Annotated in this window: 22 protein-coding genes; 12 read left to right on the top strand and 10 right to left on the bottom strand. The window is 67.9% G+C overall.

Annotated elements, in window-relative coordinates:
• Positions 1-46 precede the first annotated feature (46 nt).
• From ACFQGD_RS10270 to ACFQGD_RS10260, 3 genes are all read left to right on the top strand, one after another.
• Positions 47-1186, top strand: coding sequence for an ABC transporter ATP-binding protein (locus ACFQGD_RS10270; protein WP_345405679.1), 1140 nt, complete (start codon positions 47-49; stop codon positions 1184-1186).
• Positions 1186-2088 (top strand): hypothetical protein, encoded by a 903-nt coding sequence (locus ACFQGD_RS10265; RefSeq protein ID WP_345405573.1) that lies wholly within the window; start codon positions 1186-1188, stop codon positions 2086-2088. The genes ACFQGD_RS10270 and ACFQGD_RS10265 overlap by 1 nt, the downstream gene beginning before the upstream one ends.
• Positions 2089-2283: 195 nt before the next feature.
• A complete protein-coding gene (locus ACFQGD_RS10260) occupies positions 2284-6087 on the top strand; it encodes an ABC transporter ATP-binding protein (protein WP_345405676.1) in 3804 nt (1267 codons plus the stop codon).
• On the opposite strand, the gene ACFQGD_RS10255 is transcribed toward ACFQGD_RS10260, so the two are convergent.
• Complete coding sequence (locus ACFQGD_RS10255) at positions 6055-6825, bottom strand: SIR2 family NAD-dependent protein deacylase (RefSeq protein WP_390183691.1); 771 nt, start codon at positions 6823-6825, stop codon at positions 6055-6057. The genes ACFQGD_RS10260 and ACFQGD_RS10255 overlap by 33 nt on opposite strands.
• Positions 6826-7042: 217 nt before the next feature.
• Here ACFQGD_RS10255 and ACFQGD_RS10250 point away from each other — a divergent pair, with 217 nt between their 5' ends.
• Complete coding sequence (locus tag ACFQGD_RS10250) at positions 7043-10831, top strand: multifunctional oxoglutarate decarboxylase/oxoglutarate dehydrogenase thiamine pyrophosphate-binding subunit/dihydrolipoyllysine-residue succinyltransferase subunit (RefSeq protein WP_345405567.1); 3789 nt, start codon at positions 7043-7045, stop codon at positions 10829-10831.
• Between the two features lie 210 nt (positions 10832-11041).
• Here the strand turns inward: ACFQGD_RS10250 and ACFQGD_RS10245 are convergent, their stop codons facing one another.
• On the bottom strand, positions 11042-12559 hold the full coding sequence (locus ACFQGD_RS10245) for a S8 family peptidase (RefSeq protein ID WP_345405673.1): 1518 nt from the start codon (positions 12557-12559) through the stop codon (positions 11042-11044).
• A 521-nt stretch (positions 12560-13080) separates the two neighbouring features.
• Positions 13081-14289, bottom strand: coding sequence for an NAD(P)-dependent malic enzyme (locus tag ACFQGD_RS10240; RefSeq protein ID WP_390183692.1), 1209 nt, complete (start codon positions 14287-14289; stop codon positions 13081-13083).
• A gap of 460 nt (positions 14290-14749) precedes the next feature.
• Here ACFQGD_RS10240 and ACFQGD_RS10235 point away from each other — a divergent pair, with 460 nt between their 5' ends.
• A complete protein-coding gene (locus tag ACFQGD_RS10235; RefSeq protein ID WP_345405564.1) occupies positions 14750-15373 on the top strand; it encodes a dTDP-4-dehydrorhamnose 3,5-epimerase family protein in 624 nt (207 codons plus the stop codon).
• Here the strand turns inward: ACFQGD_RS10235 and ACFQGD_RS10230 are convergent.
• Positions 15357-15872, bottom strand: a complete 516-nt coding sequence (locus ACFQGD_RS10230; RefSeq protein WP_345405667.1) for a hotdog fold domain-containing protein — start codon at positions 15870-15872, stop codon at positions 15357-15359. The genes ACFQGD_RS10235 and ACFQGD_RS10230 overlap by 17 nt on opposite strands.
• 144 nt (positions 15873-16016) lie before the next feature.
• On the opposite strand from ACFQGD_RS10230, the gene ACFQGD_RS10225 reads away from it, so the two are divergent.
• The gene (locus ACFQGD_RS10225) at positions 16017-16475 is read left to right on the top strand and encodes a GNAT family N-acetyltransferase (RefSeq protein WP_345405664.1); all 459 of its coding nucleotides are present in this window, start codon (positions 16017-16019) and stop codon (positions 16473-16475) included.
• A gap of 65 nt (positions 16476-16540) precedes the next feature.
• Here ACFQGD_RS10225 and ACFQGD_RS10220 read toward each other — a convergent pair whose 3' ends face one another.
• Positions 16541-16969, bottom strand: coding sequence for a hypothetical protein (locus tag ACFQGD_RS10220; RefSeq protein ID WP_345405561.1), 429 nt, complete (start codon positions 16967-16969; stop codon positions 16541-16543).
• Between the two features lie 287 nt (positions 16970-17256).
• Between ACFQGD_RS10220 and ACFQGD_RS10215 the strand changes: the two genes are divergently transcribed.
• Positions 17257-18183, top strand: a complete 927-nt coding sequence (locus ACFQGD_RS10215; RefSeq protein ID WP_345405558.1) for a diacylglycerol/lipid kinase family protein — start codon at positions 17257-17259, stop codon at positions 18181-18183.
• Between the two features lie 291 nt (positions 18184-18474).
• The gene (locus ACFQGD_RS10210) at positions 18475-18726 is read left to right on the top strand and encodes a WhiB family transcriptional regulator (RefSeq protein WP_034270132.1); all 252 of its coding nucleotides are present in this window, start codon (positions 18475-18477) and stop codon (positions 18724-18726) included.
• A 115-nt stretch (positions 18727-18841) separates the two neighbouring features.
• Here ACFQGD_RS10210 and ACFQGD_RS10205 read toward each other — a convergent pair whose 3' ends face one another.
• Positions 18842-20461, bottom strand: a complete 1620-nt coding sequence (locus tag ACFQGD_RS10205) for a sensor histidine kinase (RefSeq protein ID WP_345405553.1) — start codon at positions 20459-20461, stop codon at positions 18842-18844.
• Between the two features lie 125 nt (positions 20462-20586).
• Here ACFQGD_RS10205 and ACFQGD_RS10200 point away from each other — a divergent pair, with 125 nt between their 5' ends.
• Complete coding sequence (locus ACFQGD_RS10200) at positions 20587-20661, top strand: 50S ribosomal protein bL37 (RefSeq protein ID WP_390183696.1); 75 nt, start codon at positions 20587-20589, stop codon at positions 20659-20661.
• A 123-nt stretch (positions 20662-20784) separates the two neighbouring features.
• Here ACFQGD_RS10200 and rsrA read toward each other — a convergent pair whose 3' ends face one another.
• Together rsrA and ACFQGD_RS10190 are read right to left on the bottom strand one after the other, a co-directional pair.
• On the bottom strand, positions 20785-21102 hold the full coding sequence (gene rsrA / locus ACFQGD_RS10195) for a mycothiol system anti-sigma-R factor (RefSeq protein ID WP_345405550.1): 318 nt from the start codon (positions 21100-21102) through the stop codon (positions 20785-20787).
• Positions 21099-21704 carry a sigma-70 family RNA polymerase sigma factor gene (locus ACFQGD_RS10190; RefSeq protein WP_390183693.1) on the bottom strand — a complete coding sequence of 202 codons (606 nt, stop codon included), beginning with the start codon at positions 21702-21704 and terminating at the stop codon, positions 21099-21101. Before ACFQGD_RS10190 ends, rsrA begins: the two co-directional genes overlap by 4 nt.
• A 221-nt stretch (positions 21705-21925) precedes the next feature.
• On the opposite strand from ACFQGD_RS10190, the gene ybaK reads away from it, so the two are divergent.
• Entirely contained in the window at positions 21926-22405 is a 480-nt protein-coding gene (gene ybaK / locus ACFQGD_RS10185; RefSeq protein ID WP_345405547.1) for a Cys-tRNA(Pro) deacylase, read from the top strand.
• 7 nt (positions 22406-22412) lie between these two features.
• Here ybaK and ACFQGD_RS10180 read toward each other — a convergent pair whose 3' ends face one another.
• Together ACFQGD_RS10180 and ACFQGD_RS10175 are read right to left on the bottom strand one after the other, a co-directional pair.
• Positions 22413-23024: an alpha/beta hydrolase family protein gene (locus ACFQGD_RS10180; protein ID WP_345405544.1), complete on the bottom strand. Its 612-nt coding sequence runs from the start codon at positions 23022-23024 to the stop codon at positions 22413-22415.
• On the bottom strand, positions 23021-23818 hold the full coding sequence (locus ACFQGD_RS10175) for an SOS response-associated peptidase (protein WP_345405541.1): 798 nt from the start codon (positions 23816-23818) through the stop codon (positions 23021-23023). Before ACFQGD_RS10175 ends, ACFQGD_RS10180 begins: the two co-directional genes overlap by 4 nt.
• Before the next feature lie 102 nt (positions 23819-23920).
• Between ACFQGD_RS10175 and rsgA the strand changes: the two genes are divergently transcribed.
• Together rsgA and ACFQGD_RS10165 are read left to right on the top strand one after the other, a co-directional pair.
• On the top strand, positions 23921-24928 hold the full coding sequence (gene rsgA, locus ACFQGD_RS10170; RefSeq protein WP_345405658.1) for a ribosome small subunit-dependent GTPase A: 1008 nt from the start codon (positions 23921-23923) through the stop codon (positions 24926-24928).
• 103 nt (positions 24929-25031) lie between these two features.
• Positions 25032-25901 carry an SCO4651 family lipoprotein gene (locus ACFQGD_RS10165; RefSeq protein WP_345405538.1) on the top strand — a complete coding sequence of 290 codons (870 nt, stop codon included), beginning with the start codon at positions 25032-25034 and terminating at the stop codon, positions 25899-25901.
• Positions 25902-25939: the final 38 nt, after the last annotated feature.

Raw genomic sequence — 25939 nt, 5'->3', positions numbered from 1 at the left:
CTGATGTGGTGCTCGGCAAGAGGTGGGAGCGACGGGAGGCAAGGCAGTGCACGACGGCAGCGGCCGGATCGAGGTGCGGCAGCTCAGCAAGAACTTCGGGTCGGTACAGGCGGTGGCGAACCTCAGTTTCACCGTCGAACCCGGCTCGGTCACGGGGTTTCTCGGACCCAACGGCGCGGGCAAGACGACGACGCTGCGCATGATCCTCGGACTGGTCACACCCTCCGAGGGGACGGCGACGATCAACGGCCTGCCACACGACAAACTCGGCAACCCAGCACGCGTGGTGGGCTCGGTGTTGGAGAACGAGGGATTCCACCCCAAACGCACCGCACGCAACCACCTGAAGGTGTATGCGGCGGCGATCGGGGTGCCGGACCAGCGCGTCGACGACGTGCTCACGGCGGTCGGACTTACCGAGGCGGGTGATCGCCACGCGGGCGGGTTCTCACTCGGCATGCGGCAGCGGCTCGCGCTCGCCACCGCGCTGCTGGGTGACCCGCAGGTGCTGGTGCTTGACGAACCCGCCAATGGCCTCGACCCGGAGGGCATCGCCTGGCTACGCGGCTTTCTGCGCGACTTCGCCAAACAGGGCCGCACCGTGCTGGTGTCCAGCCACCTGCTCGCCGAGGTGGAGCAGACCATCGACCAGGTCGTGATCATCAGCCACGGCCAGACGATGTACTACGGCCAACTCGACGACCTGCGCAACGCGCAGCGGCCCCGGGTGCTGGTGCTGCCGTCCGACCAGAACGCGCTGACCAGGGCGCTGCGGGAAGAGCGGATCAGCGAGATCGAACCGGCCGACGGCGGCAGGCTCGCCGTGATGAACACGTCCGCGCGGCAGGTCGGTGACATCGCGCTGCGGGCGGGCGTGGCCATCTACGGCCTCGAGGAGCGCCACGCCGACCTGGAGAATCTGTTCTTCCAGCTCACGAGCGGGCAGTACACGGCGGCGCCGCCGCAGCACCAGCAATACGGCCAGGAGCCGGGCGCACCGTACGGAGGGCAACCAGGCGCCCCGTATCAAGCGCCACCACCAGGAACCCCCTACGGTGCGCAACCGTATAGCGGGTACGGCTCGCCACAGGACGGCTGGCCGCAGCAGGGCGCTGTGCCCACGCACCCACCGCAGCAGCCGTATCAGCAGGACGAAGGCAACACCGGATGGGGAGGCCAGCGCTGATGGGGAAGCTGATCAAGGCGGAGTTCCGCAAGATCCTGTCCACCAAGCTCTGGTGGGGACTGCTGATCATCGCGCTGCTCGTCGCGGGCGCTTGGGCGGGGATGCTGTCCTCGGTGTTCGACGGGCTCGCCGAGGAGCTCAGCCGCTCCGAAGTCATGCGGCTTGCCGGATTACAGCTGGACGAGATCTCGTTCTCGGTCGTGTTCCTCACCAGGGCGATCAACATCGCGACGATCTTCCCGATGCTGTTCGGCGGGCTCGCGATCGCCAGTGAGCTCGGCCGCAAGACGATCACCACGAGCTTCCTGACCGCGCCGAACCGGTCCATGCTGCTTGGCGCGAAGGGAATCACCTACGCGATCTGGGGCGCGATCTACGGAATCGCGATCATCTGCGCCGCGACGCTCGGCATCGTGATCGGCACCGGTGGCGATCATCTGGTCAGCTTCACGACGTGGTTGTCGACGGCCGCGGCGGGCGTGCTGTCCTGCGTGCTGTGGACACTGCTCGGGCTCGGCGTCGGCGCGCTGATCGGTTCCCCGGTCGGCACGGTGATCGTGCTGCTGGTCTACGGCCTCGCGATCGGCCCGATCAGCGACCTGGTGTTCACCGGTTTCGCCGAGGGTGACGCGAACGTCGCGGGAGCGTTGCCGAACGGTGCGGCCAACGGGCTCACCGGATCCACGGCGGCCGACACGCTCGCCGACGAGATCCAGGCGAACGCGACTGGCGTGTCGAGCGTGTCCAGCGACCTGCTGGAGGGTTTCCAGGACACCGCGCGACTCGCCGCTGGCGGGCTCGGGTCGTTCGGACTGCTGGCCAGCGCCGCGATCTTCTTCGCGTGGGCGATGCTGTTCTTCGCGCTCGGCCTGTGGCGCACGCAATCCCGCGACATCACGTGAGGTCGGCCGCCACGTCGCGACTGTGAGTCATTGTGGTCGTGATCGCGACCACAACGACTCACAGTCGGGCGCCGACCGGATTGGCACCTACCAACACTGCTTAACCTGGATGGTGTGTCCGTAACGATCACGCAGCCGTCAGGCACCACGTCGTCCCGTGACGACGAGCCGCGGCAGCACGCCGGGCCGGGCTGGATCCGGCGGTTGGCCGCCGCGTGTTGGCAGCATCGCGCGCTGGTCCTACTCGCGTTCGGTGCGGCGGTGCTCGGGGTGGGCCTGCAGGCGGCGGGACCGTTGCTGATCAAGCTCGCCGTTGACGACGCCGTCGCGGGCGAGACCGGCCGGATCGGCTGGCTCGCGATGGGCCTCGCCGGGCTGGCACTGCTGACCTTCTGCAGCGCGTTCGCCCGCCGCTACCTTGGCGGACGACTGGCCCTCGACGTCCAGCACGACCTACGGCAGCGCGTGTTCGGGGCGGTGTCGCGGCTGGACGGCGGCAAGCAGGACTCGATGCGTACCGGGCAGATCGTCTCCCGAGCGATCACCGATCTGCAGCTGGTCACCGGCATCCTGATGCAAGCACCGCTCACCCTTGGTTCGGTCGTGTTCGGGCTGCTCGCGCTCGGCGCGATGCTGTGGATGTCACCGACACTGACGCTGATCGCGCTCATCGTGGCGCCCGGTGTGGCGATCGTGCTCGGCGTCAGCAGACGCCGGCTGTTCCCCGCCACCTGGACGGCGCAGCAGCGCGCCGCCGACCTGGCGCAACACGTCGAGGAGACCGTCACCGGCGTCCGGGTCGTGAAGGGCTTCGGGCAGGAGTACCGCGAGGTCTCGAGGCTCGACCGCACGGCGACGACGTTGTTCGCGGAGCGGATGCGTGCCGCGCGGCTGTCGGCGGTGCCGACGGCGACGACGTCCGCGCTGCCATCGGCGGGCCAGGTCGCGGTACTGGCGCTGGGCGGCATGCTCGCGCTGCACGACCAGATCAGCCTCGGCACGTTCGTCGCGTTCGCGGCCTACATCTCCGCGCTCATCGGCCCGGCACGCATGGTGGCCAGCCTGATCGTGCAAGCGCAGACGACACGGGCGGGCGCGGAGCGTGTGTACGAGCTGATCGATGCCCAGCCCGAGGTCACCGACCGGCCCAACGCGCGGGGCTTGCCAGACGGCCCGCTGTCCGTACGCCTCGACGACGTCCGGTTCGGCTACACCCGCGACGACCCGGTGCTCGACGGGCTGAGCCTGTCGGTGCGACCGGGCGAGACGGTCGCGCTGGTCGGCACGGCGGGTTCCGGCAAGTCGACGATCTCACTGCTGCTCCCCCGCTTCTACGACGTCCACGGCGGATCGGTGCGGATCGGCGCGCCCGGCGCCGAGGAAGACGTCCGGGACCTGCGGCTGCGTGACCTGCGGTCGGCGATCGGGGTGGTGTTCGAGGAACCGTTCCTGTTCTCGGCGTCGATCCGCGACAACATCGCCTACGGCCGTCCGGACGCCACCGAGGCGGAGGTCGTGGCGGCGGCCGAGGCCGCGCAGGCGCACGAGTTCATCACCGCGCTGCCCAAGGGATACGACACCCTCGTCGGCGAGCGCGGCGTGACGCTGTCAGGTGGCCAGCGACAACGCCTGAGCCTGGCCCGCGCGCTGCTGACCGACCCGAGGGTGCTGCTCCTCGACGACGCGACGTCGGCGGTCGACGCCGCCACCGAGGCCGCCATCAACGAAACGCTGCGCGAGGTCACCCACGGCCAGCGGACGACGTTGCTCATCGCGCACCGGAAGTCGTCACTGGAGCTGGCAGACCGGATCGCCGTACTCGACGAGGGCCGCGTCATCGACGTCGGCACCGAGGCGGAGCTGCTGGAGCGGTCAGCGCTGTTCCGCAGCTTGGTGGCGGGGTGCCATGAAGGGCATCTTACTGGCACAAGACGTCAGGAAGATGCCCTTCATGGCACCCTCTGGCCGGACACAGCGGGCAACGAGGACGCCGACGACGCCGAGGCGCTGGCGGTCAGCGCGGCGCAGCGCACCAAGCCCAGCGCGGCGGCGTCGGGCAGGCCGGGTGCTGGCAGAGGAGCGGCGGCCGCGGTCGACACCCCGCCGACACCGGAGTTGATCGACGCCGTGCGCAGGCTGCCGCCGGCCACCGACCGGCCGGACCTCGGCACCGAGGACCCGGCCGCACCAGACCCGCACTTCCGCCTCACCAAGGTGTTGCGACCGGTGCGGTGGATCCTGGCCGCCGTCATCGGCCTGGTCGCCGCCGACGCGCTCGCGTCGGTCGCGCTGCCCTCGCTGTTCCGTTACGGCATCGACAACGGCGTCAGCGTGGGCTCGACGAGTGTCATCCTCGGCGTCGCGGCGCTCGGTGCGGTGATCGTGGCGGCGGACTGGCTCGTCATCGCGGCACGGACGAAGCTCACCGCCCGCGCTGGAGAGAGCGTGCTCTACCTGCTGCGGGTCCGCTGCTATGCGCACCTGCAACGCCTTGGACTCGACTACTACGAGCGCGAACTGTCCGGCAAGATCATGACGCGGATGACGACGGACGTCGATGCGCTGTCCCGGTTCCTCCAGACCGGGCTCGCCACCGCCGTCGTCAGCGTGCTCACCATCGTCGGCATCGCGGTCGCGCTGCTGCTCACCGACTTCTCGCTGGCACTGATCGCGCTGTCGATGCTTCCGGTGCTGCTGGTCGCGACAGCGGTGTTCCGTCGACTGTCATCCCGCGCCTACACCGAGGCGCGGGAGCGAGTCAGCGTCGTGAACGCCGACATGCAGGAGAACGTCACCGGGCTGCGCACCGCGCAGGCGTTCACGCGCGAGCGGCACTCGGCACGTGAGTTCGCCTCCCGTAGCGACGACTACCGCCGCACCCGCCTGCGCGCGCAGCGCTACATCGCGACGTACTTCCCGTTCGTCGCGCTGCTGTCGCAGCTGGTCGAGGCGGTGGTGCTCTACGTCGGCGCCGGCCAGGTCGCGGCTGGCACGCTCACCGCGGGCGTGCTGACGGCGTTCCTGCTGTACCTGTCGCTGTTCTTCTCCCCAGTGCAGGAGCTGTCCAGCGTCTTCGACGCCTACCAGCAGGCCAAGGTCGGGCTCCTGCGTATCGCCGATCTGCTCGCGACGCCGACGTCGGTGCCGCCGCCGAGCGCTCCGGTCAGGCCACCGGAGCGGCTGACCGGCGAGGTGGAGTTCAAAGACGTCAGCTTCACCTATCCCGGTGCGGACATCGCCGCGGTGGACGCGCTGTCGTTCGACGTCGCGCCTGGCGAGACGGTGGCGCTGGTCGGCGCGACCGGTGCGGGCAAGTCGACCGTGATGAAGCTGCTGGCGCGGTTCTACGACCCGACGTCCGGGGCGGTGCGTATCGACGGCGTTGACGTCCGGGCCTACGACCTGACCGCCTTGCGGGCGCGGATGGGCATCGTGCCGCAGGAGGCGCACCTGTTCTCCGGCACCGTCGCCGACAACATCCGTTACGCCCGTGCCGACGCGACCGACGCCGATGTGGAGGACGCCGCCCGCGCGGTTGGCGCGCTGGACGCCATCGCCACGCTGCCATCGGGCTTTCACCAACAGGTTGGCGAGCGCGGTCAGTCGCTGTCCGCCGGCCAGCGGCAGCTGATCGCGCTCGCCAGAGCCGAGCTGGTCGACCCGGACATCCTGCTGCTTGACGAGGCGACGGCGGCGCTGGACCCAGCCACCGAGACGGCGGTGCTGACCGCGACCGAGGAGCTGGCGCGGGCGAGAACGACGTTCGTCGTGGCGCACCGACTGGCGACGGCGGCGCGGGCCGACCGGATCATGGTGCTGGAAGGCGGGCGCCTCATCGAGCAAGGCTCGCACGCCGAACTGCTCGTGGCCGATGGCGCCTACGCCCGGTTCTGGCGGCTGGGCGACGGTGCGAACGGCGGCACCGATACCTCACTCACGGCCAGCACGGTGGCAGGCGACCGCGCGTCACACCACAGCGGGCAACACTTCACCGAGTGATCCGCGCAGCACGACGTCGGCTACGTCGTCGTACGGCGTCTCGGTGGCGTTGCAGATGACGACGCGAGCTCCGGCGCGAGCGGCCAGCCCGACGAGCCCGGCCGCGGGGTGCACGCTCAGCGAGCTTCCCGCGGCGAGCAGCAAGTCACATGCCTCGACCTCGGTGCGGGCGCGGGACAGCACGGCGGCGTCGAGCGCCTGGCCGAACGAGATCGTCGCGGACTTGAGGATGCCGCCGCAGACCAAGCACGGCGGGTCCGCCTCACCCGCGGCCACCCGGTCGAGTGCCTCCCGCATCTCCCGACGCTCGTCGCAGGTCAAGCACGCCGTCTCGAACAGCGTGCCGTGCAATTCGATCACCGCCGACGGATCATTGCCAGCGCGCTGGTGCAGCCCGTCGACGTTCTGCGTCACGATCGCCCGCAGCGCACCCGAGCGCTCCAGTGTCACCAGTGCCTCGTGCGCGGCGTTCGGCCGCGCCTGCCAGCCGGGGTGGCTCAGCCGTGCCTGCCAGCTGCGTCGCCGCAGTTCCGCGTCAGCCATGTAGTCGTGGATGTTCGACAGCCGCTGCGCGTCGGGGTCGCGTGTCCATACACCGTCGGGACCACGGAAGTCCGGAATCCCTGACTCGGTCGACACGCCGGCTCCGGTCAGCGCCACGACCCGCCGCGCGTCGCTGACCAGCGACCGCGCCGTGCGCACCGTGGCAGGGTCGTCGGTGTGAGCCATATCGTCCATGATGCCAATCACGGTGTGATGCGCGATGGGTCACGTTGCCACCCGACCGGCGCACGGCGCCATCACACGGGTGGAAGAATGGCCCTCGCGCTTCGCACAACATGACGTGCGGGGTGGGCGGGAACTTATCTCACCTCGTCGCGCGTCATGGCGTTAGCCTGGAAGCGCGACAGGTTGACACACCCATACGACAGACGGATAGAGGCGAGTCCCAGCCGTGTCTAGCAGCAGCCCTGCGTCACAATTCGGCCCCAACGAATGGCTTGTCGAGGAGATGTACGAGCAGTACCTCGACGACCCCAAGTCAGTCGATGCCGCCTGGCATGATTTCTTCGCCGACTTCACCCCGACTGGCGCAGGTGACGGCTCCGCCCCGGACGGGACAACGGCGACGACATCAACGGCGGAAACGGCGGCCAGCGACCGTACTACCGGCACCGGCGGGACCCCGGCGCCGAGGCCGACGCCGCAGCCGGCATCCCGGCAGCAGCCCCCCGCCGCTCCGAAGCAACCGCCCCGCCCGCAGCAGCCAACCGAGCAACCCCAGCAAGCCGCACCCGCCACGCCCGCCAAGCCAGCGCAGCAGCCAGCCCAGCCCGCGCAGCGGCCAACCCAGCAGGCGACGCCGGCGCGGAGCGCACCCGCCGCCTCCGACAAGCCGCAGCCGGAGCGTACGGCGCTGCGCGGCGCGGCGGCCGCGATCGCCAAGAACATGGACGCCTCGCTGGCCGTGCCGACAGCGACCAGCGTGCGCGCGGTGCCCGCCAAGCTGATGGCGGACAACCGCATCGTGATCAACAACCACCTGACGCGAACTCGCGGTGGCAAGATCTCGTTCACCCACCTCATCGGCTACGCGATGGTGCGGGCGCTGCGGGACTACCCGAACATGAACCGCCACTACGAGCTGGTCGACGGCAAGCCGCACGCGGTAACGCCGGAGCACGTCAACCTCGGCCTCGCCATCGACATGAAGGGCAAGGACGGCCAGCGCAACCTCGTCGTCGCCTCGATCAAGGCGGTCGAGGACATGTCGTTCCTGCAGTTCTGGCAGGCCTACGAGGAGGTCATCAAGAAGGCCCGCACCAATAAGCTCACCGCGGACGACTTCGCGGGCACCACGATCTCGCTGACCAATCCCGGCGGCATCGGCACCAACCACTCGGTGCCCCGGCTGCAGAAGGGCCAGGGCGCGATCATCGGCGTCGGCGCGATGGAATACCCCGCGCAGTACCAGGGCACCAGTGAGCAGGCGCTGATCAAGCTGGGCGTCAGCAAGATCATGACGCTGACGTCGACCTACGACCACCGCATCATCCAGGGCGCGGAGTCGGGTGAGTTCCTGCGCCGCATCCACCAGCTGTTGCTCGGTGAGGACCGCTTCTACGACGACATCTTCACGTCGCTTCGCCTGCCCTACGAGCCGGTGCGCTGGGTGGAGGACATCCCAGAAGGCGACATCGACAAGACGACTCGGGTCATCGAGCTGATCGAGGCATACCGGATGCGCGGTCACCTCATGGCCGACACCGACCCGCTGAACTACCGGCAGCGTCGCCACGAGGACCTCGACATCCTCTCCCACGGGCTGACGCTGTGGGATCTCGACCGCGAGTTCGCCGTCGGTGGTTTCGCGGGCAAGCAGCGGATGCGGCTGCGCGACGTCCTCGGTGTGCTGCGCGACTCCTACTGCCGCACCGTCGGTGTGGAGTACACCCACATCATCGACCCTGAGGAGCGGCGCTGGCTGCAGGACCGGATCGAGGTCAAGCACTCCAAGCCGCCGACGTCCGAGCAGAAGTACATCCTGTCCAAGCTCAACGCGGCCGAAGCGTTCGAGACGTTCCTGCAGACCAAGTACGTCGGGCAGAAGCGGTTCTCGCTCGAGGGCAGCGAGACGGTGATCCCGCTGCTGGACACCGTGCTCGACAAAGCGGCCGAGCACGAACTGGACGAGGTCGTCATCGGCATGCCGCACCGTGGCCGCCTCAACGTGCTGGCCAACATCGTCGGCAAGCCGATCTCGCAGATCTTCCAGGAGTTCGAGGGCAACCTCGATCCCGGCCAGGCGCACGGCTCCGGTGACGTGAAGTACCACCTCGGCGCCGAGGGCAAGTACTTCCGGATGTTCGGCGACGGCGAGACCAAGGTGTCGCTGACCGCCAATCCCTCCCACCTTGAGGCGGTCGACCCCGTCCTTGAAGGCATCGTGCGCGCCAAGCAGGACTTCCTGGACAAGGGCTCCGAAGGCTTCACCGTGCTGCCGGTGCTGCTGCACGGCGACGCGGCCTTCGCGGGCCAGGGCGTCGTGGCGGAGACGCTGAACCTGGCGCTGCTGCGCGGCTACCGCACCGGCGGCACCGTGCACGTCATCATCAACAACCAGGTCGGTTTCACCACCGCACCGCAGCACGCGCGGTCCAGCCAGTACGCCACCGACGTCGCCAAGATCATCGAGGCGCCGATCTTCCACGTCAACGGTGACGACCCCGAGGCGGCGTACTGGGTCGCCAAGCTCGCGGTGGACTACCGGCAGGCGTTCAACAAGGACGTCGTGATCGACATGATCTGCTACCGCCGCCGCGGCCACAACGAGGGCGACGACCCGTCGATGACGCAGCCCGCGATGTACGACATCATCGACGGCAAGCGCAGCGTGCGGAAGACCTACACCGAGTCGCTGATCGGTCGCGGCGACATCTCCGTCGAAGAGGCCGAGACCGCGTTGCGCGACTTCTCCAGTCAGCTGGAGCACGTCTTCAACGAGGTGCGCGAACTGGAGAAGCACCCGATCAAGGCGAGTCCGTCGGTTGAGGAGCACCAGCAGCTGCCAGCGCAGGTGCCAACCGCGATCACCACCGAGACGCTGCAGCGGATCGGCGACGCTTTCGTCAACCTCCCTGAAGGCTTCACACCGCACCCGAGGGTGAAGCCGGTGTTGCAGCGCAGGCACAAGATGTCTCGTGAGGGCGGCATCGACTGGGCGTTCGCCGAACTGCTGGCATTCGGCTCGCTCGCGCTGGAAGGCAAGCTGATCCGGCTGTCCGGCCAGGATTCGCAGCGCGGCACCTTCACCCAGCGGCACTCGGTGCTCATCGACCGCGAGAGCGGTAGGGAGCACGCGCCACTGCAGCACCTCGCCGAGGAGCAGGGCCGCGTGATGGTCTACAACTCGGCACTGTCCGAGTTCGCCGCCGTCGGATTCGAGTACGGCTACTCGGTGGCGCAGCCACGCGCGCTCGTGCTGTGGGAGGCGCAGTTCGGTGACTTCGTCAACGGCGCGCAGACCATCATCGACGAGTACATCTCGTCCGGTGAGGCCAAGTGGGGTCAGCGCTCGGCGCTGGTGCTGCTGCTACCGCACGGCCACGAGGGCCAGGGACCCGACCACACGTCGGGCCGCATCGAGCGGTTCCTGTCGCTGTGCGCGGAGGGCTCGATGACGGTCGCGGTGCCGTCGACGCCCGCGAACTACTTCCACCTGCTGCGCAGGCACGCACTAGACGGCGTCGACCGCCCCGTCATCGTGTTCACGCCGAAGTCGATGCTGCGCAACAAGGCCGCGACGTCGAACGTCGAGGACTTCACCGAGGGATCGAAGTTCCTCTCGGTGATCGACGACGTCGATGTCGAGCCGGGTGCGGTGCGCAAGGTACTACTCACCTCGGGCAAGCTCTACTGGGAGCTGGCCGCCGAGCGGGCCAAACGGGGCGCGAACGACGTGGCGATCGTGCGGATCGAGCAGTACTACCCGATCCCGAAGAAGAAGCTGCGGGAGGCGATGGCGCGTTACTCGTCCGCCAAAGAGGTCGTCTGGGTGCAGGAGGAGCCGGAGAACCAGGGCGCGTGGCCGTTCTTCGGCCTGAACCTGCCCCGCCGTGTCTCCGACGCCTTCGACAAGCCGTTGCAGGTGGTCTCGCGGCGGCCGATGGCGGCCCCATCGGCCGGTTCGCCTCGGGTGCACGAGGTGGAGCAAAAGGCCATCATCGCGAAGGCGTTCGAGTAAGACGTTTTCTCGTTTCCCTGGGTAACTAGCCAGGTGAGGAGCGTGCGCGGTATCGTTCGCTCATCGCCGGTCGACCCCCAGGGCCGGCACCAGCCCCGGCGCTCCCTCCCCCTCGGCGCCGGGGCTTCTTCGTGTCCACACGCGACCGAGGGGCGCGCGCCCATGCGCACGCCCCTCGGCTGTCACGTGGAAAGGAACCGCCACATCACCTCACAGTTCGAGCGTCCAGCTGTCGATGTATCCGGTGTCGTAGTAGTAGACGTCTTGCACCCGCAGGGTCCAGGTGCCGTCCGCGTCGTGGCTTGACAGGTCACGGGTGACGCTGCCCTGCACGTTGTCGGCCGAGTCCCAGTAGCTGGAGTTCTTCAGCCGGTACTCGGTGCCGTCTGGCGCGATCAGGTCGATCACCAGGTCGCCCCGGTAGGTGTGCTTGATGTCGACGGTGATCGTCGACGACGATGACGCCTTGCGGTCGCAGTCGCTGATCGTGATGTCGCTGGTCGCGGTGCCACCGTCCGGGATGTTGACGTTGGTGTCGTTGGTGGCCGTGCACCCGGTCGGGTCCGGGTCAGGCGGCGGGGTGTCGCCACCGGAACCGGTGTAGAGCAGCCGGTTCGGCGTGTCGCTCGATGGCACGCCGCTGATCTTGTCCGTTGAGGCGTTGTCGACGATCGCGGAGTGCACCTCACTTGGCGACGCCGTGGTGTTGTCCGCGAGGTACAGCGCGGCGGCTCCGGCCACGTGCGGTGAGGCCATCGACGTACCCGAGATCGTGTTGGTGTCCGAATCGGACCCAATCCACGCCGAGGTGATGTCGACGCCGGGCGCGTACAGGTCGGTGCAGCTACCGTAGTTCGAGAACGAGGCCGCGCCGTCCGAGCTGTTCGACGCGTTGACCGTCAGTGCCTCGCCCACTCGCGCTGGCGAGTAGTTACACGCGTCCTGCGGGTTGCCGAGGAAGTCGCCGTTGCCGGACGCGACGGCGTAGGTGACACCGGAGTTGATGGAGTTACGTACGGCGTCGTCCAGCGCCGAGGACGCCCCGCCACCGAGGCTCATGTTCGCCACGGACGGGCCACTCGCGTTGTTCGTCACCCAATCAACACCCGCGATGACACCGGAGTTGGACCCGGAGCCGTTGCAGTCCAGCACGCGCACGGCGACGAGGTTGACCTCCTTGGCGACACCGTACGAGCTGCCACCGACCGTGCCCGCCACGTGCGTGCCGTGACCGTTGCAGTCGTCAGCGGTGCCACCGTCGACCGCGTCGTAACCGCTGGTCGCCCGGCCACCGAAATCGTTGTGGCTGAGCCGGATGCCAGTGTCGATCACATACGCGTCCACATTGGACGCCGTGGTCGAGTAGCTGTAAAGGTCGTCGAGCGGCAGATCGCGCTGGTCAACGCGGTCGAGGCCCCAGGACGGCGGGTTCGTCTGGTCGTCGGCGAGTTGGACCTTCTGGTCCTGCTCGACATACGCCACCGACGGATTGCCCGCGATCCGTTGTGCGGCCCGCTTGTTCATTGTCGCCGCGTAGCCACGCAACGCCTTGGTGTACTGGTGCGTGATATCCGCGCCGTACCGCTGGGCGTGCGCCCTCGCTTTGCTCCCGACCGAGCTGGCCGACACGCCATCCTTGAAGACGACGATGTAGCTGCCCTTGATCGCGTCATCGCTTTGTGCCTGGGCGATCCTCGGCTTGTTGGACTCGTCGTCCGCCGCGGCCATGGTTTGACCGGATAACGCGGCTAGGGCGGTAGCCGTCGCCACGACTCCGATCTTGGCCCAGGTTCTGCGCCTCGTATGGGGCGACTTACTCACTATGAATCTCCTCCTAGGCAGGGTCAGCGCGCGTCCTGGTTGGACCCACGCTTCTAGGGGTGAAACACGTTCGGGTGAACGCTGATCACGAGGCTAAGAGCGCGCGATCACCCGGAACAGAGAGCGATAACCACCGCCGATCTACCTATGGACCCAGCGCGAGTGGTTGTTCTCAACGCGCGGGGCGTTCCAGCGGTCATGCCATAGGAGGTCGTTCACCTGCGGATACGTCGCCGCGAAGTTCGCATTACCGACATCAAGGCGGATACCACGAACACTGCGTCGCACGACGGTCACAGCCCGGATACACCGCTATCCGTGCGAGACCGGTCACAGAGTTAGGCCATTCAGCCGAACGACGTTGGTCTTGGTGGCCGCATCGGATGCGGCCACCAAGACCAATACCGAAGATCTCTTTTACGCGGGCCTTACGCGACGCCGTCGGCCGTCGCGGCCTTCGCCACCGCGGCGGCCACCTCGGGGCCCACCCTCGGATCGAGCGCACTCGGCACGATCTTGTCCACCGACAGCTCGTCCGCGGCGACCGCGGCGATGGCGTCAGCGGCGGCCAGCTTCATGTTGTCGGTGATCGCCCGCGCGCCAGCGTCCAACGCACCACGGAACACACCGGGGAAGGCCAGCACGTTGTTGATCTGGTTCGGGAAGTCGCTGCGCCCGGTGGCCACCACGCTGGCGAACTTCGACGCGACCTCCGGGTGCACCTCGGGGTCGGGGTTCGACAACGCGAACACGATCGGGTCATCTGCCATCAAGCTCAGCAGCGACCCGTCGATAGTCGCCCCGGAGAGCCCGAGGAAGATGTCCGCACCGTCGAGTGCCTCGGCGATGCCACCGGACAAGCCCGCGCGATTCGTCGACCACGCCATGTCCTGCTTGATCGGCGACAGGCCCGGCCTACCGACGTGAACGATGCCCTTCGAATCGAGCAACGTGACGTCGCCCACTCCCGCGTTCTGCAGAATCTTCGTGCAGGCGATACCGGACGCTCCCGCACCGGACACCACGACGCGCTGCTTGCTGATGTCCCTGCCGAGCACCGTGTTCGCCCCACGTAGGGCGGCGAGTACCACGATCGCGGTGCCGTGCTGGTCGTCATGCATCACGGGGCAGTCGAGCGCGTCCTTGAGTTTGTCCTCCAGCTCGAAACACCTCGGCGCGGCGATGTCCTCCAGGTTGACCGCGCCGTACGAGGGCCGCAGCCGCACCAGCGTCTCGACGATCTCGTCGACGTCGGTGGTGTCGAGCACCAGCGGGATCGAGTCGAGCCCGCCAAAGGTCTTGAACAGGACCGACTTGCCCTCCATCACGGGCAGCGACGCACTCGCCCCGATGTCACCGAGCCCAAGAACGGCCGTGCCATCGCTGACGACGACCACGAGCCGGTTCGCCCAGGTGTAGCGCGCGGCGAGCGAGGCATCCTCGGCGATCGCGGTGCTGACCTTGGCGACACCCGGCGTGTAGGCGATCGACAACTCACGCGGGTCCGAGATCGGCCGCGTCGCGCCTACGGACAGCTTGCCACCCTCGTGGCCTACGAAGATCTCTTCGTTGGTCACCGGAGTTGTCGCGGGGACGGTGGCTGAGCTGGCCAGGTCGTTCATCGTGGTTCCTGTCATCGTGTTCTCGGTAGTCGACGGACCGGGTTGTGTCGTACCTTGTCATGCTGCGGTCGTGCCATCGCGCCCGAACCCGGCGTGAACGATCGCACGACGGGATCGGTCCATCGTCTCATGGCATGTCCGGACCTGGTTCGGGCTAGCCGCGGTTTCGGCGACGTCACGTTTCGCCGTGCGTATAGCCCGTACCGGAGCGCGCTGGAACGGTGCGGTGGCACCGGCGTCGCAGGGCGCGATGTCCGGCTTCGCCGCTCGCTTCAGGGTGCACCGCGGCGGCAGCGGACAGCGTGGTTACTCCTAGTGTGACAGGTCCGGCAAGCAGTGGTCGCGCCGACGTCCTGGTTGTGTCAGTGATCTCTCATCGACCTCGCACCGATCGCTCGACGGCACGTCACCGCCGCCCGGCGCGGTCGACCCCACACCTGTTCGCGGCGAGTCGCTGTCATGCGAGAGTGCTGCTATGCAGGTAAGTGAGCTCGCGGTGCCCGATGCCTACCTCTTCACGCCGCGAACGTTCCCCGATGACCGTGGGTTGTTCGTCGCGCCGTTCCAGGGGGCGGCCTTCCGGGAGGCAACCGGTCACGGACTGCGCGTGGAACAGACCAACCACAGCGTGTCGCGGCGCGGCGTGATCCGGGGTATCCATTTCGCCGACACACCCCCTGGCCAGGCCAAATACATCTACTGTCCGCGTGGTGCGCTGCTCGACTTCGTCGTCGACGTCCGGGTCGGCTCACCGACGTTCGGTCGGTGGGACTCGGTGCGACTAGATGCCGACTCGTTCCGCGCCGTCTATATCGCGGAGGGGCTCGGCCACGCCTTCGTCGCGCTGAGCGAGGACACCGCGATTGGCTACCTGTGCTCGACGGGTTACAACCCCGGTGCCGAACACGGCATCAATCCGCTGGACGAAGCGCTCGCGTTGCCATGGCCTACCGAACTGGATCCGATCCTCTCCGACAGAGACGAGGCCGCGCCCACGCTGGCCGAGGCGGCGGAGGCGGGCATCCTGCCGGACTACAAGGACTGTCTTGCCCGCTACGAGGATCTGCGCGCCGAGTCCGACGTTACTTCTTCGGCGTGACCCAAACGGTGATGACCGCCTCGGTGACCGGCTTGTCGCGCTTGTCGTAGATCGTCACCGGCACCGGCAACTCGACGCCCTCGGAACCAAACTCGGGAATCCTCGGCAACTCGGCGACCGCGCGCAGCCCGGTCTCCGCCTTGGCGACATAGCTCACGGTCATGCCTTTGGGAAGCCACCGATGCGTCACCGGCACCGTCGCCTCGGCGAGCATGCCCATGGCGATCTCGGCGAGGTTGCAGGTCGCGATGGCATGGAAGGTCTTGATGTGGTTGTAGACGCCGAACCACTTCGGCGCGGTGACCTCGCACCGGCCAGGCTCCAGCGCCCGCACCGTAGGCAGCACAGTGCCGAAGTACGGCACCTTCAACGAGATGGCCGTTGAGAACAGCCGCTTACCGCCCGGTTTGCTCGCCAGTCGCCGCCACAGCGCCAGTGTCGGCGGAGTGCGGGTCTCGTGCGTTGCCTGGGTGATCGGGGTGGGGGCTTCGCCAGACATATCAGCCATGCCAACTCCTTACTACTCACGAGTAGCTTGCCACAGAACTCACTCGCGCGACGCTGGCGTCGACTGTTAGATGGATCGCAACACCGATCGCTGCCCCGAAGGAGGACGCAAGTGCCCGACCCGCGCATCCGCCGCATGCGGCCGGACGACGTCGAGGCCGTCGTTGACCTGGTGCATGAGCTGGCCGCCTACGAGAAGGCACCGGACGAGTGCCACCTCACCGCGGCGCAGCTCACCGCGGCCCTGTTCCGCGAACGACCCGCGCTGTACGGGCACGTCGCCGTCGTCGACGGTGCCGTCGTCGGCTGCGCGCTGTGGTTCCTGAACTTCTCCACGTGGCGCGGCGTGCACGGCATCTATCTCGAGGACCTTTACGTCCAGCCGGAGCAGCGCGGCAGCGGGCTCGGCAAGGCACTGCTGACGGCGCTGGCCGAGGAGTGCGCCGCCAACGGCTACCAACGCCTTGAATGGTGGGTGCTGAATTGGAACACCCCGGCGATCGAGTTCTACGAGTCGCTCGGTGCCGAGGCGATGGACGAGTGGACGGTGTACCGGCTCACCGACAAACCACTCGCCGCGCTAGCCGAGGGGTGACCTCACCGCGTTCACTCGCTCGGGCGTGCCGCATCATCCAAGCCGGGTCGATCGCCCAGGCATGATTACTCGCTGTCAACCTTGTCGGGATACTCGCCGAGCGCCCAGGCACGCGAGGGCGCGCGAAACAGCAACACGACGAGGACGACGGCCATCACGAGGATCGGCACACCCCACAACGGCTGACCAGACGGTCCGAGGGCGTACCAGCCGACACCGCCCACGATGAGCGCGAGCACGAACGCGGGGGTGCGCGCCCAGGTGTGACCGAGCAGCAGTCCGATACCGCAGGCGATCATGGCCGCCCCCAGCAGCACGTAGTAAAACGCCTGGCCATAAACGCTGTTGCCGCCGCTGGTCTCGGTGGTGCCGAGCAGCGCGTCCACGAAAAGCACCACGGCGAAGACCACCGCGGCGAGGCCAGGCAACGTCGTCAGCACCCCGGCGACACGGATCTCGCGGGGAGCGGGAAGGAAGAGGTCGTCGCGCCGCACCGGGTTCTCACTGTCCTCACTGGCCTCATGGCCTCGCTGTCATCGCGGTCCGAGGGGGCGGACGCGGTCGCCGCGAGCCCTGCGGAATACTGTCCGTAAGCGACATCGATGGTAGCGCCACCCACTCGGACGTTTCCCTCCCGGCGCCAACCTACGATGATCGTGGTGTCGTCAGTGATGAGCCGGCGGTCGCCGGGGTGCGCTTGTCGCCGACGCGAGAAGATCCCGCGCAACGGGATCCGGTGGAGTGGCAACACAACCGGAGAAGGGAGCCGTACTCTGCGGGTATGCGCGCAGTCCTTGTCGTAAACCCGCAGGCAACAGCGACGACGCCTGGAGGGCGAGACGTGCTCGCCCACGCTTTGGCCAGCGAGGTCAAGCTCGACGTGGTCGAGACGACCCATCGCGGGCACGCCGCGGAGATCGGCGCGGCCGCCCGGGAGGATGGCGTCGACCTCGTGGTGGCGCACGGCGGCGACGGCACAGTGAACGAGGTCGTCAACGGCGTGTTGCCCGCGCCCGGTGACGACCACGCGCCACGCGCGGACGTACCGATGCTCGCCGTCGTGCCTGGCGGTTCGGCGAACGTCTTCGCTCGCGCGCTCGGCTACCCGGCCGACCCCGTCGAGGCCACGCACGTGCTGCTCGACGCCCTGGTACGCGGCCGAGGACGCCGCATCGGCCTCGGTGCGGCCGACGACCGCTGGTTCACCTTCAGCGCGGGCATGGGCTGGGACGCCGACGTCGTGGCGGGCGTCGACAGGATCAGGGGCAAAGAAGCAGGTCCCGCCCTCTACACCAGGGTCGCGGTACGGTCCTACTTCTGGCCCGCGCACAGCAGGCCGGAGCTCACGCTCCGCGTGGACGACGAGGAACCGGTCACCGTGCGCAGCGCTTTCCTCTCCAACACCGACCCGTGGTCCTATCTCGGGACACGACCGATCCGGCTCAACCCAGGAGCCGCATTCGAGCGAGGCATCGGCGTTTTCGCGCCCCGCAGCCTCGACATCATCAGCGTGCTCGGCTACTTGCGGCGAGCGCTGAGCGCGTCCGGCTGCAAGCCACGGCGCGGGCTCGTGCAGCGAGACAGCGCACACACGGTCAGCGTGACCTCGGAAAAAGCGGTAAACTTGCAAGTTGACGGGGATCTAGTCGGGGAACGGACCAGCGTCGAGTTCCGGAGCGTCGGCGACGCGCTCACCGTGGTCGTGTAAGCGCCGGACATCGCCACACCCGCCCAGCTTGATCAGCACGGGCAAAGTGGCGGCTACCACTCGTCGCTCGATGATGTCCGTTCACCGCAACGCCTCGCCACCGACAAGTGCATTTTCCACCGGAATCCGCAGGTCAGAGGCACACCCTGACGAGGTGAGCTGACTCACCGATCTTGCGAAACCCCTTGCCGAAGCCAGCGGTTCGTGAAAGCATTCACAAGCACCCCAAGAACGACCGCCATTCACGACCATGGCGCGGGCTTCTCCGCGCCGCCATGAAGGAGCACAGAAATGGACTGGCGCCACCGCGCGGCCTGCCGAGACGAGGACCCTGAACTGTTCTTCCCCGTGGGAACTAGTGGTCCTGCGTTGGTGCAGGAAGCCGAGGCGAAGGCCGTGTGCCACCGCTGCACCGTCGCGTCCGACTGCCTGGCCTGGGCTCTGGCCAGCGGCCAGGATGCTGGCGTGTGGGGCGGCATGAGCGAGGACGAACGGCGCGCGCTCAAGCGCCGCCGCGCCCACATCGGCATGCGTACGGCCTGAACCGAAACTATTCGGAAAGCCTCTCGCGAGAAATCAGCGGAGAACCGGTACCGCGTAGGCGGCTACCGGTTTTTCTGCTGTCTAGGGACAATTCCGGCGACCCTTCGAATCGGCGTCACGACCGTCGCGCCAGGGGAATGCGCAGCGCGGCGACGGTGCCGTGTGGCTCCCTGCCGCGCACCGTTAAGGAGCCCCGCAGTTCGGACTCGGCGAGCGTACGCACGATTTGCAGCCCGAGCCCATCGGCCCGTTCGAGGGAAAAGTCAGCGGGTAGCCCCCTGCCGTCGTCCGAGATGGTGACGTCGAGCCAACGCGCGGATCGTGACGCTCCGATCGTGACCATGCCGGGCTGACGCGGGTCGAAGGCGTGCTCCGCGGCGTTCTGCACCAGTTCGGCGAGCACCATCACCAGCGGCGTCGCGATGTCCGCCACGACACTGCCGAAGCTGCCCTCGCGTGCCAACTTGACCGACGATTCCGCCGTGGTCACCTCGCTGAGCATCGGCAGCACCTTGTCGAGGAGCTGGTCCAGATCCACCCGCTCGTCGACCGACATCGACAGCCGTTCGTGCACCAGCGCGATCGAGGCGACCCGGCGTACCGAGTCCTCGAGGGCGTGCCGAGCGTCCTCGCTATGCGTGCGACGCGACTGGAGCCGCAGCAGCGCGGCCACCGTCTGCAGGTTGTTCTTCACCCGGTGGTGGATCTCCCGGATGGTCGCGTCCTTGCTGAGCAGCGCGCGGTCCCTGCGCTTGACCTCGGTGACATCCCTGACCAGCACCAGCGCGCCCGCGGGCACGCCAGCCGGGCGCAGCGGAAGCGCCCGGAACAGCACCACGGCGCCCGGCCGTGACTCCGCCTCGGTGCGGCTACCCGGACGTCCTTCCAGCGCGTCCAGGATGCGGTGGGATACCTCGGTAGCGTCGAACGGGTCCGCGATCAGCGAGCGGGTCAGCGGTGCGAGCCGAGTGCCGATCAGCTCCGACTCGAAACCCATCCGGTGATACGCCGACAGACCGTTCGGGCTGGCGAAGACCACGGTGCCGGACGGGTCGAGCCGGATGAAGCCGTCTCCGACGCGGGGGCTGGTGTGGACGTCGGTGAGCGACTCGGAGTTCGGGAAGGTGCCGTCAACGATCATCTGGCACAGATCAGACGCGCCCGCGAGGTAGGCGATCTCGAGTGAGCTCGGCACCCTCGGCAACGTGAGGTTGGTCTCCCTGCTCAGCACCGCGACGACCTCGTCGCCGAACGAGACCGGGATGGCCTCCCTGCGGATCGGCACGTCGCGGTTCCAGTACGGGTCCTCCTCCCGGAAGATGCGCACCTCGCGGATCGCGCGCACGAGTTGCGGGTAGTCCGCGATGGCCAACGTCGTGCCAACGACGTCTTCGGGATGCGCTGTCGCGCCGGTCGTGGGGCGCGCCTGGGCGACGCACACGAACTCGACGCTTCCCGCCTCGACGTCGTCGACGGCGCTGCTCGGCGCACCCGCTGGGGCCGGTGCGCCGCTCGTGACGCTGCCATGGCCGCCATGGGTGACCGTTCCATACCCGCCGGTGACACCACCCGCGTCGGCGTCGTTGGCGCCGGCGTCGATCGGCACCCACAGCAGGAAATCCGCGAACGAGAGGTCCGCCAGCAACTGCCACTCCGCGACCACGGTCTGCAGGTGGTCGGCCGCGTCGCCGGACAGGCTGGTGTGCTCGGCGAGCAGATCAGCGAGCGTGCTCATGCTCGCATCAAACCATCCCCGCCTCCGTCGTCAGCACAGGTGGGCCGCATGGCAGACTCGGGAGAGCACATGGTGATCAGCGGCGTTACGCCGCCGACCAGCAGCCAACCGGCAAGGAGACAGCTATGTCGAAGCGAGCCCGCAAGCGTCGCGACCGCAAGAAGAAGGGCGCGAACCACGGCAAGAAGCCCAACACGTAACGGGCGTTCGCGCGGGGCCTCCCGCTGCCGATCGCCACCGCCGCCGTCACCCGCGTCGGCGAGCCATGGGCGACACTGGGGGCCGCGGCAGGACGCGAGAGGTCCCGCGCGACGACCACCTCATCAGCGCCGTTCTTCACGTACCTCGGCGGAGAACTCGGACACCGAGTAGCCGGAACGCTCTTCGACGGTCTTGCGGATCGTCGCCTGCAGCCGCTCCTTCAGCTGGTCAGGGGCATGATCACCGCCGCACTTGCGCGCCAGCAGTTGCTTGATCTGCTCCCCGATACCGTATTCCTCGAGGCACGGCGGGCAGTCCTCAAGATGTTGCCGCAGCTCCGCCTCGTGGTCCTCGGTGCACTCCTTGTCCAGCAGCAGGTAGACCTCGGCGAGAACCTGCGTGCAGTCGGGGCCCTCGGATTCCGAGCACTCGCCCGTCATCGTGTCGTCACCTCCTGGCCCTGCCTGGTGAACCCACGATCGGCCGCGACGTCCGACAGCAGCTCACGCAGCTGCGAACGGCCCCGGTGCAGTCGCGACATCACGGTCCCGATCGGCGTCTCCATGATCTCGGCGATCTCTTTGTACGCGAAGCCCTCGACGTCGGCCAGATACACCGCCAGCCGGAAGTCCTCCGGCAGCTGCTGCAGCGCGTTCTTCACGTCCGAGTCGGGCAGCTTGTCCAGTGCCTCGATCTCGGCCGACCGCAGGCCACGCGATGTGTGGTTGGCCGCCTGCGCGAGCTGGTAGTCGGTGATCTCCTCGGTGGGCTGCTGCACCGGCTGCCGTTGCCGCTTCCGGTAGCCGTTGATGTAGGTGTTGGTCAGGATCCGATACATCCAGGCCTTGAGGTTGGTGCCCTGCTTGAACGAGGCGAAAGCACCATAGGCCTTGAGATAGGTCTCCTGCACCAAGTCCTCGGCGTCGGCTGGCTTGCGGGTCATCCGCAACGCGGCCGAGTAGAGTTGGTCGAGTAGCGGCATGGCTTCGCGCTCGAACCGCTCGGCCAACTCGGCCTGCTCGGCGTCGGTGGTCTCTGGCACACCGATCCCTTTCCGTTGCGTTTCGGTCCTCTGCCGCACGATCGGATACGTCGACGACCGTGCCGAGGGTACGCGGGATGCGGCGACCGCGCCCGGTTTCCCACCCAGCTGGATGCTCGGGGCACGGTCACGAACAGCGGTGGTTGCGGTGTAAGTCGGCACGTCGCGTCCAACGCATCCGTCACGCTCGGCATTCCCGGTGTGAGCTAGTCTCACACCTCGTGGCAGGCAAGCAGACCCCGGCGACGACCCTGCTCACCAAGCAGGGCATCGCCCACACCGTGCACGCCTATCAGCATGACCCGAAGGCCGAGTCGTACGGTCTCGAAGCGGTCGACGCGCTAGGGCTGGACGCATCTCGGGTGTTCAAGACGCTGGTCGCGGACGTGGATGGCAAGCTCACCGTCGGTGTTGTGCCGGTAACCGGCCAGCTCAACCTGAAAGCGCTGGCCGCGGCCGTCGGTGGGAAACGGGCCGCGATGGCGGATCCCGCCGCCGCCCAGCGGGCGACGGGGTACGTGCTCGGCGGCATCTCCCCACTCGGCCACCGCAGCCGCCTTCCCGTGGTGATCGACGTCTCCGCGAAGGACGCAGGCACGACAATCTACTGCTCCGCTGGGCGTCGCGGGCTTGAGGTCGAGCTCGCCCCGGAGGACCTGATCGCCGTGACGTCCGCCACAGTGGCCCCCATCGCTGGGTGAGGCCTTGTCAGCCCAGCGGCCGGAGCACCCTGGCCAGCCACTCTGTCACCGCGCGGGTGATCGCGTCGAGGTCGGCGTCGAGCGCATGGGTCCCGCGCACCACCGCGATCTCGTGGTGCTTGCCAGCCTCGGGGCAGCCGAACGGATCGGCGTCGCCCTGGACGACCAGCGTCGGCACGGTCACCGCGTCCAGCTCAGCCTGCCGCGTCTTGTGTGGCGTACGCGGCGGGCGCAGTGGAAACGCCAGGCAGAGCACCGCGACGGCCGAGCCCTCCTCAGCGGTGCGGCAGGCCACCCGCGCACCAGAGGATCGGCCGCCGAACACCATCGGCATCTCGTCGAACCAACGCCGCTCCAGGTCCTCGGCGACGGCGAGCCACGCGGCGTCGAGCTGCTTCGCGGGGGCGGGCGCACGCTTGCCCGCCACCCGGTAGGGCTGCTCGACCAGCGCGACGTGCACCCCGGACGCCTGCGCGGCACGTGTCACCGCGACTAGGTCTTTCGCATCGAACCCACCACCAGCGCCGTGGCCGAGCAGCAGCGCCGCCGAGCCCTCCTCAGCGGAATGCAGCTCGGCGCGCGCGGTCCCGACGGGGGTGTCGATGTCGATGCGTGTCATGGCACTTCGAGTTCGTCCTTGTCGAACAACGCTGGCGCGTCGAGGTCGGTAGCGTCAGTGGCGTCATCGACGCGCTCCAGCAGCTCCGGACCGTTGTTGCGGACATTGTTCACCCTGTCCGACACCGGGCGCAGCTCGAGGCTGTCGACGACGTCCAACGACGGCGGGTGCAGTAGGTCGGTGACATCCTCGACGTCGGGGTCGAGCCAGTGCGACCACTGTTCGCGCGGCAGCAGCAGCGGCATCCGATCGTGAATCTCGGTGAGGTTACCGACGGCATCCGTCGTCAGGACAGAGCAGCTCACCACCGGCGGGGCGCCCTCATCCGCATTGGGGTCGCGCCAGGTCTCCCAGATGCCGGCGAACGCGAGTGACGAGTCGTCCGTCGTTGTCATGAAGAACGGGTGCTTCTCCCCCTTCTTCGGGCCGCGCCGCCACTCGTACCAGCCGTCCGCGGGGATCAGGCAGCGATGCCGCTTCAGCGCGCGCCGAAAGGCGGGCTTGGTCGCGGCGGTCTCCGACCGAGTGTTGATCATCCGGTTGCCGATCGAGGCGTCTTTCGCCCAGAACGGGATCAACCCCCAGCGCATGACGCGCAGTAGCCGTCGCGGCGGCTCCTCCTGCTGGGTCGCGCCGTCGGCGTCCTTCGGGTGCCGAGACACCACCGACATCACCTTGCGGCTCGGCGCCACGTTGTAGTCCGGCCGCGGTTGGTGCTCCCCCGTGTCGTCGGTCGCGTCGAACTCCTTCACCAGCGTGGCAGGATCCTTCGTCGTGGCGTAGCGCCCGCACATCTCGTAGCCCTCCTCATCGCAGTCGCACCCTTATCGTGGCACGATTTGCCCGCGGACGGTGACAAACTGGGCTTTCCATGCGAGGTGAAGGCAGGGGATGCGGTGGTAGCGAAGGACTGGCGCACGCTGGACGAGTCCGACGTCCGGGTACGCCCGGGCAAGGGCTCCCGCCCCCGCAGCAAACGCAGGCCCAAGCACGCCGATGCCGTGACCGCGATGGTCACCTCCGTGGACAGGGGCCGCTGGACCTGCGCCGTCGACGGCGACCCGGCGCGCACCGTCACCGCGATGCGCGCCCGTGAGCTGGGCCGCACGCCGATCGTCGTCGGGGACAGCGTGTCGCTGGTCGGCGACACCAGCGGCAAACCGGACACCCTCGCGAGGATCGTGCGGGTCGCCGAGCGCACCAGCGTACTCCGCCGCACGGCGGACGACACCGATCCGTATGAGCGGGTCGTCGTCGCCAACGCCAAGCAGTTGCTCATCGTCACCGCGCTGGCCGACCCGCCGCCCCGGACCGGCTTCATCGACCGCTGCCTCGTCGCCTGCTACACCGGCGGGTTGCAGCCGGTGCTGTGCCTGACCAAGGCCGATCTCGCCGAGCCAGACGAGATCATCGACCGCTACGCCGACCTCGATTTGCCCACCGTCGTGACCCGCCACGACGCACCGGTCACGGAGCTCGCCGACCGGCTCACCGGGCACGTGACGGCGCTGGTCGGACACTCCGGAGTCGGCAAGTCCACCCTGGTCAACCGGCTTGTCCCCGATGCCGAGCTGCTGACGGGTGAGGTCAGCGCCATCGGCAAGGGCAAGCACACCTCGGTCACCGCGATCGCGCTGCCGTTGCCACAAGGCGGCTGGGTGATCGACACACCAGGCATCCGCTCCTTCGGTCTCGCCCACGTCACCGCGAACGACATCGTCACGTCGTTCGCGGAGTTCGCCGAGGCGGCCGAGCACTGCCCACCCGGTTGCGGCCACCTCGGCCCACCCAGCGACCCCGATTGCGCCCTGGACGCCGTTATCGGCGAGGGCGAGGCGCCAGCGGGCAGGCTGGCCTCGCTGCGGCGCCTGCTCGCCTCCCGCGCTGGCATCGACGCGGGTTAGCGCGATAACGAATCGTCAACGGGCGGCGCGACCATGAAACCTCTTCGGCCCTGCTAACGTCAGTCCCGAGGAGGGAATAGGACAAATCTACTGAGGGAGCTCCATGCGGAAATCACTGATCGCAGCCGGAACCCTCGCGTTCGCGCTTACTTTGGGCGCATGCGGCGAGGAGACGACGTCCGGCCAGGCGTCACCGGGCGAGACGTTCACCGACCCCGTCAGCCTCGTCAGCGCGGCGACGGCGAGCACGGAAGAGAAGAAGTCGGCGCACTTCACCATGGAAATGAACATGGGGATGATGTCGTCCACCGGCGAAGGGCAGGGGATCTTCGACGGTGAGAACACCAAGATGGCCATGACCATGTCCATGGACATGAGCGCCATGGGTCAGGGCAACATGGACATGGAGATGCGACTGCTCGACAACGCCATGTACATGAAGATGCCCAACATGCCCGGCATGGACAGCTCCAAACCGTGGATCAAGATGGACCTCGACCAGGCGTCCGGGGCCAGCGGCATGGACATGAGCAAGGCCATGGAGCAGAACGACCCCACCAAGGCCCTTGAGATGCTCAAGGACTCGGGTGACATCACCTCGACCGAGGAATCCGAGGTCAACGGCGTCCCCGCGACGAAGTACACCATCGACGTCGACGTCGAGAAGCTCATGTCCCAGTACGGCAACGGCATGGACCAGATGCTCGACACGAAGGACATGCAGCTCGACACGCTCCCGGTCGAGGTATGGATCAGCGACGAGCAGCTGCCGCTGAAGTTCACGATGAACATGGGCGAGCTGATGAACAAGGCGATGGAGTCAAGTGGCCAGCCGATGCCGGAGGGCATGAACTTCGACGACGCCCACGTCTCCATGACCTACAGCAAGTGGGGCGAGCCGGTCACCGTCGAGGCACCCCCTGCCTCGGAGGTCACCTCCGGCGGCCCTGGCGGTTTCCCCGGCGGTAACTGACCCGGCGGTCATCGCCTAGGAACGCACGAAGCGGGGCC

Source organism: Haloechinothrix salitolerans, from assembly GCF_042662605.1.
GTDB classification, from domain to species: Bacteria; Actinomycetota; Actinomycetes; order Mycobacteriales; family Pseudonocardiaceae; genus Haloechinothrix_A; species Haloechinothrix_A salitolerans.
This window is presented reverse-complemented; position numbering and strand designations above follow the sequence as displayed.

Bases quoted from the DNA above. Each gene is read 5' to 3' on its own strand.
- ACFQGD_RS10265 (WP_345405573.1), top strand. From the start codon at position 1,186: ATGGGGAAGCTGATCAAGGCGGAGTTCCGCAAGATCCTGTCCACCAAG.
- ACFQGD_RS10255 (WP_390183691.1), bottom strand. From the start codon at position 6,825: ATGGACGATATGGCTCACACCGACGACCCTGCCACGGTGCGCACGGCG.
- ACFQGD_RS10245 (WP_345405673.1), bottom strand. From the start codon at position 12,559: ATGGCCGCGGCGGACGACGAGTCCAACAAGCCGAGGATCGCCCAGGCA.
- ACFQGD_RS10240 (WP_390183692.1), bottom strand. From the start codon at position 14,289: ATGACAGGAACCACGATGAACGACCTGGCCAGCTCAGCCACCGTCCCC.
- ACFQGD_RS10235 (WP_345405564.1), top strand. From the start codon at position 14,750: ATGCAGGTAAGTGAGCTCGCGGTGCCCGATGCCTACCTCTTCACGCCG.
- ACFQGD_RS10230 (WP_345405667.1), bottom strand. From the start codon at position 15,872: ATGTCTGGCGAAGCCCCCACCCCGATCACCCAGGCAACGCACGAGACC.
- ACFQGD_RS10225 (WP_345405664.1), top strand. From the start codon at position 16,017: ATGCGGCCGGACGACGTCGAGGCCGTCGTTGACCTGGTGCATGAGCTG.
- ACFQGD_RS10215 (WP_345405558.1), top strand. From the start codon at position 17,257: ATGCGCGCAGTCCTTGTCGTAAACCCGCAGGCAACAGCGACGACGCCT.
- ACFQGD_RS10210 (WP_034270132.1), top strand. From the start codon at position 18,475: ATGGACTGGCGCCACCGCGCGGCCTGCCGAGACGAGGACCCTGAACTG.
- ACFQGD_RS10205 (WP_345405553.1), bottom strand. From the start codon at position 20,461: ATGAGCACGCTCGCTGATCTGCTCGCCGAGCACACCAGCCTGTCCGGC.
- rsrA (WP_345405550.1), bottom strand. From the start codon at position 21,102: ATGACGGGCGAGTGCTCGGAATCCGAGGGCCCCGACTGCACGCAGGTT.
- ACFQGD_RS10180 (WP_345405544.1), bottom strand. From the start codon at position 23,024: ATGACACGCATCGACATCGACACCCCCGTCGGGACCGCGCGCGCCGAG.
- ACFQGD_RS10175 (WP_345405541.1), bottom strand. From the start codon at position 23,818: ATGTGCGGGCGCTACGCCACGACGAAGGATCCTGCCACGCTGGTGAAG.
- ACFQGD_RS10165 (WP_345405538.1), top strand. From the start codon at position 25,032: ATGCGGAAATCACTGATCGCAGCCGGAACCCTCGCGTTCGCGCTTACT.